The 13,918-nt window shown below is 57.2% G+C and carries 12 protein-coding genes; 7 read left to right on the forward strand and 5 right to left on the reverse strand.

The window, feature by feature from the left end; genetic code table 11:
- Positions 1-358: 358 nt before the first annotated feature.
- A complete protein-coding gene (lysS, locus tag K2184_RS14660) occupies positions 359-1,876 on the forward strand; it encodes a lysine--tRNA ligase (RefSeq protein ID WP_004099849.1) in 1,518 nt (505 codons plus the stop codon).
- Positions 1,877-2,210: 334 nt separating this feature from the next.
- The gene (locus K2184_RS14665; RefSeq protein ID WP_004099850.1) at positions 2,211-2,624 is read left to right on the forward strand and encodes a hypothetical protein; all 414 of its coding nucleotides are present in this window, start codon (positions 2,211-2,213) and stop codon (positions 2,622-2,624) included.
- A gap of 171 nt (positions 2,625-2,795) precedes the next feature.
- On the opposite strand, the gene K2184_RS14670 is transcribed toward K2184_RS14665, so the two are convergent.
- On the reverse strand, positions 2,796-3,668 hold the full coding sequence (locus K2184_RS14670; protein ID WP_053064676.1) for an extended-spectrum class A beta-lactamase OXY-2-8: 873 nt from the start codon (positions 3,666-3,668) through the stop codon (positions 2,796-2,798).
- 161 nt (positions 3,669-3,829) lie between these two features.
- On the opposite strand from K2184_RS14670, the gene K2184_RS14675 reads away from it, so the two are divergent.
- Positions 3,830-4,861, forward strand: coding sequence for a Gfo/Idh/MocA family protein (locus K2184_RS14675; RefSeq protein ID WP_004111092.1), 1,032 nt, complete (start codon positions 3,830-3,832; stop codon positions 4,859-4,861).
- A gap of 43 nt (positions 4,862-4,904) precedes the next feature.
- On the opposite strand, the gene K2184_RS14680 is transcribed toward K2184_RS14675, so the two are convergent.
- Positions 4,905-5,912 (reverse strand): Gfo/Idh/MocA family oxidoreductase, encoded by a 1,008-nt coding sequence (locus tag K2184_RS14680; protein WP_163524651.1) that lies wholly within the window; start codon positions 5,910-5,912, stop codon positions 4,905-4,907.
- 103 nt (positions 5,913-6,015) lie between these two features.
- Here K2184_RS14680 and K2184_RS14685 point away from each other — a divergent pair, with 103 nt between their 5' ends.
- From K2184_RS14685 to K2184_RS14700, 4 genes are all read left to right on the forward strand, one after another.
- A complete protein-coding gene (locus K2184_RS14685; RefSeq protein ID WP_004099857.1) occupies positions 6,016-7,035 on the forward strand; it encodes a LacI family DNA-binding transcriptional regulator in 1,020 nt (339 codons plus the stop codon).
- A 449-nt stretch (positions 7,036-7,484) separates the two neighbouring features.
- Positions 7,485-8,408, forward strand: coding sequence for a sugar ABC transporter substrate-binding protein (locus K2184_RS14690; RefSeq protein WP_004099858.1), 924 nt, complete (start codon positions 7,485-7,487; stop codon positions 8,406-8,408).
- A 24-nt stretch (positions 8,409-8,432) separates the two neighbouring features.
- Positions 8,433-9,917, forward strand: a complete 1,485-nt coding sequence (locus K2184_RS14695) for a sugar ABC transporter ATP-binding protein (protein ID WP_163524653.1) — start codon at positions 8,433-8,435, stop codon at positions 9,915-9,917.
- 19 nt (positions 9,918-9,936) lie between these two features.
- Positions 9,937-10,959: an ABC transporter permease gene (locus K2184_RS14700; protein ID WP_024273870.1), complete on the forward strand. Its 1,023-nt coding sequence runs from the start codon at positions 9,937-9,939 to the stop codon at positions 10,957-10,959.
- Positions 10,960-11,004: 45 nt separating this feature from the next.
- Here K2184_RS14700 and K2184_RS14705 read toward each other — a convergent pair whose 3' ends face one another.
- From K2184_RS14705 to K2184_RS14715, 3 genes are read right to left on the reverse strand one after another with little or no spacing between them, the layout of a single operon-like run.
- Positions 11,005-12,249 (reverse strand): Zn-dependent hydrolase, encoded by a 1,245-nt coding sequence (locus K2184_RS14705; RefSeq protein ID WP_004111098.1) that lies wholly within the window; start codon positions 12,247-12,249, stop codon positions 11,005-11,007.
- Positions 12,246-12,728 carry an L-2-amino-thiazoline-4-carboxylic acid hydrolase gene (locus tag K2184_RS14710; RefSeq protein ID WP_004099867.1) on the reverse strand — a complete coding sequence of 161 codons (483 nt, stop codon included), beginning with the start codon at positions 12,726-12,728 and terminating at the stop codon, positions 12,246-12,248. Before K2184_RS14710 ends, K2184_RS14705 begins: the two co-directional genes overlap by 4 nt.
- A 17-nt stretch (positions 12,729-12,745) precedes the next feature.
- The gene (locus K2184_RS14715; protein WP_032727907.1) at positions 12,746-13,903 is read right to left on the reverse strand and encodes a branched-chain amino acid ABC transporter substrate-binding protein; all 1,158 of its coding nucleotides are present in this window, start codon (positions 13,901-13,903) and stop codon (positions 12,746-12,748) included.
- Positions 13,904-13,918 lie beyond the last annotated feature (15 nt).

The following is a 13,918-nucleotide window of genomic DNA, read 5'->3' on the forward strand; positions in this document are numbered from 1 at the left end:
GATGCGGCTTTGCGGGAAATCTCCCCCCGGTCGCGCTGCGCTTACCGGGGCGACAAAATTGTGCTGCCTGGTAGCCCGGCTAAGGCGTTTACGCCGCGAGCCGGGGATCGGCAATCTCAACAGCGGAGCGACAAGCCGCTCCTTGCACCCTTTACTGAACAGGAGGAGGATATTCTGGCGAGCGCGGAAGCCGAAGATAAAAAAGTGTTACTGAAGCGATGGCTGAGTGAAATCAGCCGGAATTGAAGCCAGGCTCCTGAAGATTGTTCTTTGGTGTCGTCACCGGGACAGGCCGCGCTGGATAGCACCTGGTTCAATTATCGAAGCAAGTTTGCAAGCAGGGTTATGAGGAACCAACATGTCTGAACAACAAGCACAAGGTGCCGATGAGGCAATTGACCTTAATAATGAACTGAAAACCCGTCGTGAAAAACTGGCCGCGCTGCGCGAGCAGGGCGTGGCGTTCCCGAACGATTTTCGCCGTGACCACACTTCTGACCAGCTTCATGCGGAGTTCGATGGTAAGGAAAACGACGAGCTCACCTCTCTGAACGTCGAGGTCTCCGTGGCTGGCCGCATGATGACTCGCCGTATAATGGGTAAAGCCTCTTTCGTTACTTTACAGGACGTCGGCGGCCGCATTCAGCTGTACGTCGCGCGCGACGATCTGGCGGAAGGCGTCTACAACGAACAGTTTAAGAAATGGGATCTCGGCGACATCATCGCCGCCCGCGGTAAGCTGTTTAAAACCCAGACCGGCGAACTCTCCATTCACTGTACCGAGCTGCGCCTGCTGACCAAGGCATTGCGCCCGCTGCCGGACAAGTTTCACGGCCTGCAGGATCAGGAAGCGCGCTATCGTCAGCGCTATCTGGATCTGATTTCCAATGAAGAGTCGCGCCACACCTTCAAAGTGCGTTCGCAGATCCTCGCCACCATGCGTCAGTTCATGGTCGCGCGCGGCTTTATGGAAGTGGAAACCCCGATGATGCAGGTGATCCCCGGCGGCGCTTCCGCGCGTCCGTTTATCACCCATCATAATGCGCTCGATCTGGATATGTATCTGCGCATCGCGCCGGAGCTGTATTTGAAACGGCTGGTGGTCGGCGGCTTTGAACGGGTATTCGAGATCAACCGTAACTTCCGTAACGAAGGTATTTCCGTACGTCATAACCCAGAGTTCACCATGATGGAACTCTATATGGCGTATGCGGATTATAAAGATCTGATCGAACTGACCGAGTCTCTGTTCCGCACGCTGGCGCAGACCGTGCTGGGTAAAACCGAAGTGCCGTACGGCGACCAGGTGTTCGACTTCGGCAAACCGTTTGAAAAACTGACCATGCGCGAAGCGATCAAGAAATACCGTCCGGAAACCGAGATGGCGGATCTGGATAACTTCGATGCGGCAAAAGCGCTGGCGGAATCCATCGGTATTCACGTTGAGAAGAGCTGGGGACTGGGGCGTATCGTCACCGAAATTTTCGATGAAGTCGCGGAAGCGCATCTGATCCAGCCGACCTTTATCACCGAGTATCCGGCGGAGGTTTCGCCGCTGGCGCGCCGTAACGACGTGAACCCGGAAATCACCGACCGCTTCGAGTTCTTTATCGGCGGGCGTGAAATCGGCAACGGCTTTAGCGAGCTTAACGATGCGGAAGATCAGGCGCAGCGTTTCCAGGACCAGGTCAACGCCAAAGCGGCGGGGGATGACGAAGCGATGTTCTATGACGAAGACTACGTCACCGCGCTGGAATATGGCCTGCCGCCGACCGCTGGCCTGGGCATTGGTATCGACCGCATGGTGATGCTGTTTACCAACAGCCATACCATCCGCGACGTGATCCTGTTCCCGGCAATGCGCCCGCAGAAGTGATTGCGTGGCGTGAAAGCAAAACCCCGGCCTGCCGGGGTTTTTTAGCACTTGCAAAGCGACTTTCATCCTGCACTTGCATTTCATCAAGAGTTAACCCGCTGCCTTACAGCAGGTTATAAGGGAGCAGGACTCCGATTAGGAAAACTATCGCAGCGATCTCCGAGGCTGTATTACGTACGAAATTTCCCCCTTTTCTGATGAACAGGCATAGCGATTTTTTAAAATACCGCTCCGGATTTTAAACCTTAAATACGTGACTCTATTTAGAAGTAGCTTACTCCATGCATCTTATATGCTATAACAGCGCGCATAAAAAACATAAGGTGTTAATTAAATGAAAAAAATAAAGCTAATTGTTGGCAGCGTGATCTGTGCAAGTTATTTATTAGCGTCAGTGTTATCAATGGCAAGTGATAAAATAAACAGTAATGCTGTCCATTTTGATAAAGGCAGCAGCGGTACGATAATAAAAAGTACTGTGACCGGGAACGATGTCAATGATTTTACGCTGGTGGCGAAAGCGGGCCAGATGATGCATATCAGCATGACGAGCCAGTGGCCGCATCCTTATTTTAATGTTATCGCGCCTGATAATAATGCCATTTATAACGGTTCAATGAGCGGAGATACCTTTGAGCAGCGTCTGGCCGTCAGCGGTCAATATACGGTGCGGGTCTATCAGATGGGCGGCGCGCGTGATGAAGGTAAAACCAGCGGTTATGCGCTGACGTTTAAAATCACCGACTAATATTTGGCGGCTGTCTGTTCAGTCTGTCCCGGAGGCGGCGCGCTGCGCCTGTCCGGGCTCCCGGTCCGCAGACGGTGGTGAACCCGTAGAACCCGTAGCCCGGGCAAGGCGCGTTGAGCACCGCCCCCGGGAGCAGAGTGCAGAGTGTTGCAGAACGGGCCTGTTCCCGGCTTAAAGCCCTTCGGTCACGATTTTTGCCGCTGCGGCTAACACCTCCTTGCGGTTTTTCGCATCCTGCTGCGGCTGGGTAAAGTAGGTGACTAATACCAGCGGAGCGTGATTTTCCGGCCAGATAACCGCAATATCATTGGTGGTGCCGTAATCTCCGGCGCCGGTTTTATCGCCGACCACCCAGCTTTCAGGCAGGCCCGCGCGAATGCTTTGCCCGCCGGTGGTATTGCCTTTCAGCCAGGTGACTAACTGGGCGCGTTGCTGTTCGCCCAGCGCATTGCCAAGCGTCAGCTTGCGCAGGCTTTCAGCCATCGCCAGCGGCGTGCTGGTATCACGCTCATCGCCCGGGATGGCGGTATTCAGCGTGGGCTCCGTACGATCGAGACGAAAGGTGGCATCGCCGATACTGCGGGCGAAGGCGGTGACTTTTTCCGGCCCGCCAAGGTAGCCGATGATCAGATTCATCGCCGTATTGTCGCTATATTGCAGCGTCGCCGCGCTTAGCTCAGCCAGCGTCATTCCGCTCTGGAGATGTTTTTCGGTAATCGGACTCCAGACCACCAAATCGGCTGCGTTAATCTCCAGCCTTTTATTTACCACCTCTTTATTGCTTTCGCTCTGTTTTAATACCGCGGCGGCGGCCATCACTTTACTGGTGCTGCACATGGCAAAACGCTCGTCGCCGCGATATAAGATTTGAGAATTATCTGCCGTGTTGATTAGCGCCACGCCCAACCTGCCGCCTGAACGCTTCTCGAGATCTGTCAGCTTCTGATGGATAGCATCGGTACTGGCCCACAGTGCGCTGCTCGCCAGCAGCAGCGGAACGGCGGCGGCTAGCATTGCAATTTTACGCCACGAACTTTTTATCATTTCTGATTCCTTGAGAGTGATAAGTCGCAGCGGATTATCTGCGACTCCCGCTATTTTGACAAGCAATTTATTGATGATGGAATTCCATCATCAATTCGATATTTGTCCTTCCAGCGCCTGCTTATAGTGTCTCGCCAGACCCATAAAAATAAGGAGCCGCTATGTTCCCGTCACAGTTACCGAAACCGCGCCATCCTGCCGCTGCGGCGATCCCCTCGCTGCGCTGGGCCATTATTGGCCCCGGCTGGATTGCCGAGCGCTTTGTGAAATCGTTAAAAGAGCTCAGCCGCCAGCGGGTGGTTGCCGTCTCCTCGCGGACGCAACAAAAGGCCGATAGCTTTGCCGCCCGCTGGGGGATTCCGCAGGCTTACGCTCAGGTGGACGAGATGCTGGCGCGACCGGATATTGATGCGGTTTACGTTGCCACCCCGCATAACCACCACTTCCCGGACGGGCTGCGGGTTCTGCAGGCGGGCAAACATGTACTGATTGAAAAGCCGTTTGCGCTGAACCGGCGGGAAGGCGCGGCGCTAAAAGCAGAAGCCCTGAAACAGGGGAAGCTGGCGATGGAGGCGATGTGGTGCGATTACGCGCCGAAATATGACGTGATTCGCCAGCTGCTGGATGACGGCGCGCTGGGCGATCTGCATACGCTGCTCGCCGATCACGGTGAATATTTTACTCCGGATCATCGCATTTTTAATGCCGATCTTGCCGGTGGACCGATGATGGATCTCGGCAGCTATCTGACCTCATTCAGCGTGATGGTCGGCGGCGTGCCGCAGGACATTGTCGCCCGCGGGCGCCCCGCCCAAAGGGGCATCAATGGGCAAATTTCGATGCTGTTTAACTGGGAAAACGGCTTACAGGGATTGCTCAACACCACGCTATTCAGCAATACGCCGGGCGGCGCGGTGGTGGCCGGGCGCGACGCGACCCTGGTCCTTGACGGGCAATTCTATGCGCCGGGGAATTTTACCCTCGCCGCCAGCCAGGGGGGACAGGTACTGCGCTGGGAAGAGCCGCGCAACCGCTACGACCAGCTGTTTTATCAGGCCGAACATTTTGCCTGGTGCGTGGGGCAAGGGCTCACGGATTCGCCGATTCGCCCGCTGACCAGAGTTCTGGAAAACCTGAGCGTCATGGATGAAGTGCGGCGGCAGATTGGCGTAATATTTAACGAGGAGCGTTAACGGCGCGCCGTTGCCCCGTATGCCGACCGCATACGGGGCTTTTTTACGCCAGCGGTTCGACGCTGACAAATTGCCCTTGCTGCAGGGAAAGCACGGCGGCTTCGGCGATAGCCTGCGCCCGCAGCCCGTCCAGCAGCCCCGGCAGGTCCGGCTCCTCTTCTCCGCCTGACGAGCGGACAAAAGCATCCAGATGCGCGTAGTACGACTCCTCGACGCGGCTGAACCAGTCCGGATAGAGGCCGGGCTGAATGCAGCGCGCTCCCTGCCACAGCGTCACGCCGCGCGAGGCCTGACTGCCGGACTCCAGCACGCCCTCCGGGCCGAGCAGGCTGATGCGTTCATCGTAGCCGTGGCCGGTGCGCCGGGTGTTGTCCAGCTGCGCCAGCGCGCCGCCGCGCATCCGCAGCATGAGAATGGAGGTATCGACATCGCCGAACCCGGCGAGCTCTGGCAGCGCCAGCGCCTCTCCCATGGCGGCAACCGTTGTCACTTCATCGCCGGTAAGAAAACGCAGCAGATCGAAAAAGTGGATCGCCTGGTCGCGCATCTGTCCGCCGGAGCTGCGCAGATACGCCAGCGGCGGCATAACCGATGCCCGGCACACCATCTGCACCAGTTCAATTTTACCGATAACGCCAGCCTCGACCTGGCGACGCAGCTGCTGGTGGCTGGCGTCAAAGCGGCGGTTAAAGCCCACGGTCACCGGCACGCCTAGCGGCAAAACCCTGTCGACAACCTGGCGCGCGCGGGTCAGCGAAAGGTCGATCGGTTTTTCGCAGTAAACGGCCTTCCCGGCGCGCGCGGCGGCCTCCAGCAGTTCCGCATGTGAAGGGGTCGAGCTGGCGATGAGCACCGCATCAATGGCATCGCTACTGATGGCCTCGGCGACGGTTGTTGCCCGCGCGCCGTAGCGGGAGGCCAGCGTTTTCGCCCGCTCGGGCTCGGCGTCCGCCACCATGGCCAGAACGGTTCGCTCATGTCGAGCGAGGTTGGCGGCGTGAACCTGGCCTATAAAACCGCTGCCTAATAACGCAAAACGAATGCAGGTCATTTTATTCTCCAGAAAGAGGGATTTAGCGTTGCCAAATTAATCTGTTTGCTACACTGACCAACACGGGCGTTTTGATGGATTTCCATCATGGGTGAGGGGAACGATGAAAAGCATTTCACTGGCGGCGCTGGCTAAACGGATCGGCGTGGGCGTGGCGACGGTTGACCGGGTGCTTAACGAACGCGGCGGCGTGTCGCCGGAAACCACGCGCCGGGTGCTGCAGGCGGCGCGTGAAGCCGGTTTAAAGCGTATTTTGCCGGAAGAACGTCGTCTGCCCTGGCAAATCGAAGTGTTCCTGAGCGCTAACGACTCGCGCTTTTTCTCTCGCCTGACGCAGGATTTCGCCGACGTGGCGGATAGCCTTGGCTATCGCCGACTGACGCTGCACCGCACGCTGGTGGCGGAATCCTCCCCGGAAAAACTGGCGAAAAGCCTTCTTCGCAGCAGTAAAAAGCGCCATGCGATAATTGTCTTCGGCAACGAACATCCGCTGGTCTATGAAGCCCTGCGCCAGTGTCGCGAAGCAAACGTACCGGTAATTACGCTGGTCACCGACCTGCCCGGCGCGCAGAGGCTTTGCCATGTGGGAATCGATCAGCAGCAGGCGGGACGTACCGCGGGCATGATGATGGGGCTGATGGCCCATCAGCCCGGGGAAGTGTTGATGCTCTGCGGTCGTCAGGATTTCAGCGCCCACCGCTCGCGGATTCAGGGATTTCGCGAGGTGATAAGCCAGCGCTTTCCGCATCTGCAGCTTGGTGAGGTGCTGGCGGGTGAGGATAACCGGCAGCGGATCGACCGTTTGCTGGAAGAAGCCCTGAACCGTAACCGCGACGCGGTGGGCATCTACAATACCGGTCTGGGCAATAGTCTGGTGGCGCAGGCGCTGGCCCGCCATCGCCGTTATGGTAAGTGCTGTTGGATTACTCATGAACGCTATAGCACCACCCGCGAACAGCTGGCGCAGGGTGGGATGGCGTTGACGGTCGATCAAAATCCTCATCAGCATGCCAGGCTGGCGGTGGAGCTGGCCCTGCGCCACCTGGAAACCGGCTATCAGCCCCATCTCTTTCGTGACGGCAAGGTCGAGTTTATCCTCTATAGCGCTGAAAACGTCGACTGAGCGCCCGCGGCCTGCCGGGCGACATCCCTTTTTACACCGTATCTCCTGTCCCGTTTTAAACCGCTGCCGCTATCGCCGCGCCGGGCGGCAAACCGTCGCCTGCCTCTCATTTTTTGCGCATTTATGCGTCAATGTTAGATGTGTGTCAAAGTTCTGTTAACACGCAGTTTTAAAATTTTCATTTCGGTTATTTACTTATAAACGTTTCATATGTGTTGTTAATGAAATAAACGGTCTGTAATTTTCACCTCGTGATAAATGGACTGATGTTTCAGAAAATCATTTTAAAACAACTGAATTTTGCGATGGCGGTCGGCATTAAAAAATGACGTAGCGCGAAGCCTGTTTTTCCGAAACGCTGAAAAAGCAGGCGCTTAATGCACAATTAATGAAACTAATTTTTCATTTTACCTTACCTAACCGATGTACCTGTGAATAAAGGATCAACTATGAATATCAAGAAAACGGTTGTTGCCTCTTTGATAGCCTGCATGCTGCCAGCGGTCGTGATGGCGAAAGATATTTCGGTCGGTGTTTCTATGGCGCTTTTTGATGACAACTTCCTGACCATTCTGCGCACCGCCATGCAAAAAGAGATGCAAAAAGAGGGCGTGAAGTCACAGATGGAAGATGCGAAGGGCGACGTCTCGCAGCAGCTACAGCAGGTGCAGAATTTTATTGGCCAGGGCGTCGACGCCATTATCGTTAACCCGGTCGATACCAACGCGGTCAAACCGATTATGGACCAGGCGACCAAAGCGGGCATTCCGCTGATCTTCGTTAACCGTCGTCCGCAGGCGCAGCTGACCGATAAAATGGCCTACGTCGGCTCCGACTCCGTGCTGGCGGGGCGCTTACAGATGGAAGCGCTAGCCAAAGCGATGAACGGCAAGGGCAACGTCGCCATTCTGCTCGGCGACCTGGCGAATGAATCGACCCGCGACCGGACCAAAGGGGTCGAAGAGGTGGTGGCGAAATACCCCGATATCAAAATCGTGCAGAAGCAGACCGCCAAATTTATGCGTAACGACGCCGTTGACGTAGTCAGCAACTGGATGACCAGCGGCGAAGACATTCAGGCGATCGCCTCCAATAACGATGAAATGGCCATCGGCGCGCTGCAGGCGCTGGGGAAAAACCCCAACCATATCCTGATTGCCGGGGTGGACGGGACGCCAGATGCCCTGCAAATGCTTAAAAACGGCAAGATGATCGCCACGATTTTCCAGGATGCCAAAGGGCAGGGCGAAGGCGCGGTAGATGCCGCTATTAAGCTGGCCAATGGCGAAAAAGTGGAAAAGGTCATCGACGTCCCTTACCAGCTGATCACCAAAGACAACATGGCTGAATTCATCAATCGCAACCAGAAATAGTCATTCAGGGTACGGAGGTGAAGTATGAACGCTTTTGCACTTGAAGCCGAAGGGATCAGCAAATTCTTCCCCGGCGTGAAGGCGCTCGACAACGTCTCATTACGCGTGCGCCCGGGGACGGTGCACGCGCTGATGGGCGAAAACGGCGCCGGGAAATCCACGCTGATGAAATGCCTGATCGGGATCTACCGTCCCGATAAGGGCGCGATCCGCGTCAAAGGGGAGCCGGTCCAGTTTCAGGATACGATGGACGCGCTGCGCTCCGGGATTTCGATGATCCATCAGGAGCTTAATCTGGTACCGCATATGACGGTGGCGGAAAATATCTGGCTCGGTCGCGAGCCGATGAAATACGGTTTCGTCGATCATCGCCAGCTTGCCCGGCAGACTCAGGAACTACTGAATAAACTGAATATTCGTTTATCCGCCGATCGCCTGGTAGGGGAATTAAGCATCGCCGCCCAGCAGATGGTGGAGATTGCCAAAGCGGTTTCGTGGAATGCGGATATTGTGATTATGGACGAACCGACCTCGGCATTAACCGAGAGCGAAGTGGCGCATCTGTTTACCATTATTCGCGATTTACGCCAGCAGGGAAAAGCCATTATTTATATTAGCCATAAGATGGATGAAATTTTCACCATTACCAATGAGATCAGCGTATTTCGCGACGGCTCCTGGGTAGGAAGTCAACCTACCACCGAGTTTACCCGCCAGTCGCTGATTACCCGGATGGTCGGGCGGGAGCTTACCCAGCTCTTTCCCAAATTCAATAATACCATTGGCGAAGAGGTGCTGACCGTGCGCAACCTGTCGCGCAAGGGGGTCTTTCACGATATCAACTTTAGCGTGCGCCGCGGGGAGATCCTCGGCGTGGCGGGGCTGGTGGGGGCCGGGCGCAGCGAAGTGATGGAAAGCCTGTTCGGCATGGAGAAAGCCGATAGCGGCGAAGTGCTGATTGACAGTGTGCCGGTCACTATTGATTCGCCTTCGACGGCAATTGAAAAAGGGATGGCGCTGCTGACAGAAGACCGCAAAAAGTCCGGCCTGTTCCTCGTACTGTCGGTGCTGGAGAATATGAGTATCGTCAAAATGCCGGAATATATCGGTAAAACCGGTTTTGTTCAGCACCTCAAAATGGCCGAGGACTGTATGGAGCAGATCCGCCGCCTGAATATTAAAACTCCCACCATGGATCAGATTATTAATAACCTTAGCGGCGGCAATCAGCAGAAGGTGCTTATTGCCCGCTGGCTGCTGGCTCAGCCGAAAATACTCATTCTCGATGAGCCGACCCGCGGAATTGACGTCGGGGCGAAAGCGGAAATATATCATCTGATTAGCGAACTGGCCAACCGCGGCGTGGCGGTCATTATGGTTTCTTCTGAATTACCTGAAATTCTCGGGATGAGCGACCGGGTGATGGTGATGCATGAAGGTCGGATTACCGGCATCCTCGATAAAGAGGACGCCGATCAGGAAACCATTTTGTCGTTGGCATCCCATTGAGGCACAGAGAATGAGCAATATGAAAATAACGGCGACCCCGATCGATGAGAAACCCTCTTTCTTTGGGCAATTACGCCACCGGCTGCCGAAAGATACCGGCATATTTATCGTCATGCTGGTGATTGCCCTGACTTTTGAAATTGCTGGCTGGTACGTCCGCGACCAGTCCTTTTTATTAAACACCAATCGCCTGATATTAATTGTTTTACAGGTAGCGATTATCGGTATTATCGCAGTCGGGGTTACTCAGGTCATTATTACCACCGGGATTGACCTCTCCTCCGGTTCGGTGATCGCGCTCGCCGCCGTGGTGGCGGCGAGCCTCGCGCAAACCTCCGACAGCCTGTCGCCGATGTTCCCGTCGCTGGTCAATATGCCGGCGATAATCCCGATTGGCGCCGGCATCGGCGTCGGTCTTCTGTGCGGCTTAACCAACGGTTTTCTGGTGACCCGCACCGGCATCCCGCCGTTTATTGCCACCCTGGGGATGATGGTGTCGGCGCGCGGTCTGGCGCAGTATTACACTCAGGGCAACCCGATTAGCTTCTTATCCGACAGCTTCACCGCCATCGGTCAGGGCGCGATGCCGGTGATTATTTTCTTCGTCGTTGCCGCGGTCTTCCACATCGCCCTGAAGCATACCCGCTACGGTAAATACGTTTATGCTATCGGCGGCAATATGACCTCGGCGAAGGTCTCCGGTATCAACGTGAATAAATACCTGGTGATCGTCTATACCATCGCCGGGGCGCTCTCCGGCCTTGCAGGCGTAGTGCTGGCGGCGCGCGTCAGCAGCGGCCAGTCGAGCATGGGAATGTCCTACGAGCTGGATGCGATCGCCGCGGCGGTTATCGGCGGCAGCAGCCTGATGGGCGGGGTAGGGCGCATCACCGGCACTTTAATCGGCGCCATGATCCTCGGCCTGATTAAGAGCGGGTTTACCTTTGTCGGCGTTGACGCCTACGTGCAGGATATTATCAAAGGCATCATTATCGTCGCGGCGGTGACTATCGATATGCGCCGCAACCGCAAAAAGCATTGATCGGCAATAGCCCACGGCCCTGGCTGGCGTGGGCTGTATCGCGTTTTACGTCGCGCTGCGAGCGGGCAGCTCATCGGCGGCAAGGCGTAAACTGTTGAGCAGCACGTTAGCCCCTTTCTCGGCCCACGCGGGCAGAATATTTTCCGCCTCGTTATGGCTAATTCCCTTCTCGCAGGGAATGAAAATCATGCTGGCGGGCGCGACCTTGCTGATATAGCAGGTATCGTGACCGGCGCCGGAGACCATGGTTCGCGCGCTATAGCCCAGTTCGTCCGCCGCTCGCTGGCTGCGCGCCAGACACTCGCGATCAAAAGCAATGGGCGCATAATCAAAAATGCGCTCGACGTTTGCCGCCACGCCGCGCGCCGCCAGCGCTTCAGCGGCACGATGCAGCGCCCGTTCCATGGCTTCCAGCGCCGGGGATTGCGGATGACGAAATTCGACGCTGCACGCCACGCCTCCCGGTACTACGTTGCGCGATCCCGGAATGACCTGCGCCATCCCGATAGTCGCGCGCCCGTCTGGATTATGGGCGATGCCGATTTGCTCCACCGCCAGCGCCAGCTCGGCGAAGGCGGTCAGCGCGTCGCGGCGGCTGCCCATCGGCGTGGTTCCGGCGTGGGCGGAAAAGCCCTCCAGGGTGACGTTGAACCAGCGCTGGCCCATTGCCGCGTGAACGAGGCCGATATCAACGCCTTCTTCTTCCAGAATCGGCCCCTGTTCGATATGCACTTCGTAGCAGGCGTGGAGCGGGCAGGCGGCGGCAGGACGCTCCCCACGATAGCCGATAGCCTCCAGCGCCTCGCCGACGCTGATGCCGTCGCGATCTTCGCGGGCGAGCGCGAAGGACTCGCTAAACTGCCCGGCCCAGACGCCGGACGCCAGCATCGCCGGGGCAAAGCGCGCCCCTTCTTCGTTGGTCCAGTTCACCAGCACGATATCGCGTTCGGTCGCAATGCCGCGGTCGTTCAGCGTGCGCAGCGCCTCCAGCCCGGCGAGGACGCCGTAAATGCCGTCATAGCGGCCGCCGAGCGGTTGGGAATCGACGTGCGAACCGGTCAACACCGGGGGCAGATGCGAATGTTTACCGCAGCGGCGAATAAACATATTCCCCATACTGTCGACTTCGCAGGGGAAGCCAGCTTCACGCGCCCACTGGCGCAGCAGATTGCGCGCCTGGCGGTCCTCTTCGCTAAGCGCCAGTCGGGTCACGCCGCCCGCCGGCGTGGCGCCGAGCTGCGCCATCTCGTTGAGCGTCGACCACAGACGTGCGCCGTTGACGGTTATCATGGCTTATCCTTTTTCACGCGATAGCGGAAGTCGCAGCACTTTCCGCCCTGCATAATGGTGGTGGTACGGGTCAGCTCCACATCCGGGGCATAGCCGACGATAAACTTATCGTCGCGGGCGCAGGAGAGCAGATGGCCAATTTCGCCGAGGCCCATTTCGTGGTACATCTCGGCGTAGCGGCAGCGGTTGACGTTGTAGTTATACTGCTGGTCGTCGGCGTCCAGTACCTTGACCTCCAGGGCGTTATCTTTTTCCCACAGGTACTGCAGCGCGACAAAGCTGCGAATATCCGCGCCGTTCGGCTCCTGGCGGGCAAAGGCTTTCCCCGCCTCAATCGCAGCGTTTTCAATCGCTTCGCCGATGACCGCCTGGGCGCGAGCCTTACCTATCTCCCGCACCAGGATGTCGTAAATCGGCTTGATTATTTCTGCTTCAATTTTGCGGCGGGCGAGAATGCCCAGCTCGTTATTATCACTCATCACATTGCCTCACTGCGTTACTTCGTTGTTGCGCCGCCGAGTACGGTTTGCGGCTGCCATTTGCCGTCGACGACTTTATAAACGGTAAAGGTTGGCGATTTCAGGTTGCCCTCTTTATCAAAGGCGATTTGTCCGGTCACGCCGGCGTAGTTAATGGCGCGCAGGGCGGGCAGATAGTCGGCGGGATCGACGGAGTCGGCTTTTTCCATCGCCGCGACCAGCACGCGGGTAGCGTCATAGGCGAACGGCGCGTGCAGTTCGATATGGGTGTGATAGCGTGACTGGTAGGCCTGCTCGAAGGCTTTACCGCCCGGCATCTGCTCAACCGGCAGTCCCGGCTCCAGCGCCACCACGCCGTCGCCCTCTTTTTGCGCCAACTGGAGGAAGGTCTGGCTAACGAAGCCGCCTGCGCCCATCAGGGTGGCATTCATGCCCAGCTGTTTGATGCGGCGCGCCAGCGGGGCGGCCTGACTATCGACGCCGCCAAAGAAAATCAGATCGGCGTTTTTGCTGCGGATAGCGGTCAGCACGGCGCTGAAGTCGACGGTTTTGTCATCGACGTACTGGCGGTCGACGATGTTGATTCCCTGTGCTGCCAGCGACTTAATAAACTCATCCGCCAGCCCCTGGCCGAAGGCGGTACGGTCATCGATGACCGCGATGCGTTTGGCCTTCAGGGTTTGTACCGCGTACTGTCCGGCAAACTGTCCGCCGTCATCGTCGTGGCCCATCACGCGGAAGCTGGTGTCGAAACCCTGTTTGGTGTAGGCGTGCCCGGTTGCAACCGGCGCGACCTGGGCGATGCCCGCATCGTGGTAAACCCGCGCAGCGGGAATGCTGGTGCCGGTGTTCCAGTGGCCGACGACGCCCGCGACGCCGCTATCCACCAGACGCTGGGCGACGGCGACGGCGGTGCGTGGGTCGGACTGATCGTCTTCCGATTGCAGCTTGAAGGTCACCGCCTTGCCGCCGATGGTCGGGTGCTGCTTGTTGATATCGTCAATCGCCAGCTGCGCGCCGTTTTCCAGATCCTTGCCGATACGCGCGGAAGGGCCGGTGAGCGGGCCTGCCAGGCCGATAATGACGGTTTCGCTGGCCGCGGACCACGCGGCGGATGAGGCAAAACCACTGAGCAGAATAGCGGCGCTGAGCGCGCTGATTTTTACGGTTTTCATTGTTTTTCCCTGATG

It is taken from the genome of Klebsiella sp. K5-306, from assembly GCF_051835185.1.
In the GTDB taxonomy this organism is placed as follows: Bacteria; Pseudomonadota; Gammaproteobacteria; order Enterobacterales; family Enterobacteriaceae; genus Klebsiella; species Klebsiella oxytoca.

What these genes read in the sequence shown, in the direction of transcription:
- K2184_RS14675 (WP_004111092.1), top strand. Translation starts at nt 3,830, where the DNA reads ATGTTCCCGTCACAGTTACCGAAACCGCGCCATCCTGCCGCTGCGGCG.
- K2184_RS14695 (WP_163524653.1), top strand. Translation starts at nt 8,433, where the DNA reads ATGAACGCTTTTGCACTTGAAGCCGAAGGGATCAGCAAATTCTTCCCC.
- K2184_RS14715 (WP_032727907.1), bottom strand. Translation starts at nt 13,903, where the DNA reads ATGAAAACCGTAAAAATCAGCGCGCTCAGCGCCGCTATTCTGCTCAGT.
- K2184_RS14665 (WP_004099850.1), top strand. Translation starts at nt 2,211, where the DNA reads ATGAAAAAAATAAAGCTAATTGTTGGCAGCGTGATCTGTGCAAGTTAT.
- K2184_RS14690 (WP_004099858.1), top strand. Translation starts at nt 7,485, where the DNA reads ATGAATATCAAGAAAACGGTTGTTGCCTCTTTGATAGCCTGCATGCTG.
- K2184_RS14710 (WP_004099867.1), bottom strand. Translation starts at nt 12,728, where the DNA reads ATGAGTGATAATAACGAGCTGGGCATTCTCGCCCGCCGCAAAATTGAA.
- K2184_RS14670 (WP_053064676.1), bottom strand. Translation starts at nt 3,668, where the DNA reads ATGATAAAAAGTTCGTGGCGTAAAATTGCAATGCTAGCCGCCGCCGTT.
- K2184_RS14680 (WP_163524651.1), bottom strand. Translation starts at nt 5,912, where the DNA reads ATGACCTGCATTCGTTTTGCGTTATTAGGCAGCGGTTTTATAGGCCAG.
- lysS (WP_004099849.1), top strand. Translation starts at nt 359, where the DNA reads ATGTCTGAACAACAAGCACAAGGTGCCGATGAGGCAATTGACCTTAAT.
- K2184_RS14700 (WP_024273870.1), top strand. Translation starts at nt 9,937, where the DNA reads ATGAAAATAACGGCGACCCCGATCGATGAGAAACCCTCTTTCTTTGGG.
- K2184_RS14705 (WP_004111098.1), bottom strand. Translation starts at nt 12,249, where the DNA reads ATGATAACCGTCAACGGCGCACGTCTGTGGTCGACGCTCAACGAGATG.
- K2184_RS14685 (WP_004099857.1), top strand. Translation starts at nt 6,016, where the DNA reads ATGAAAAGCATTTCACTGGCGGCGCTGGCTAAACGGATCGGCGTGGGC.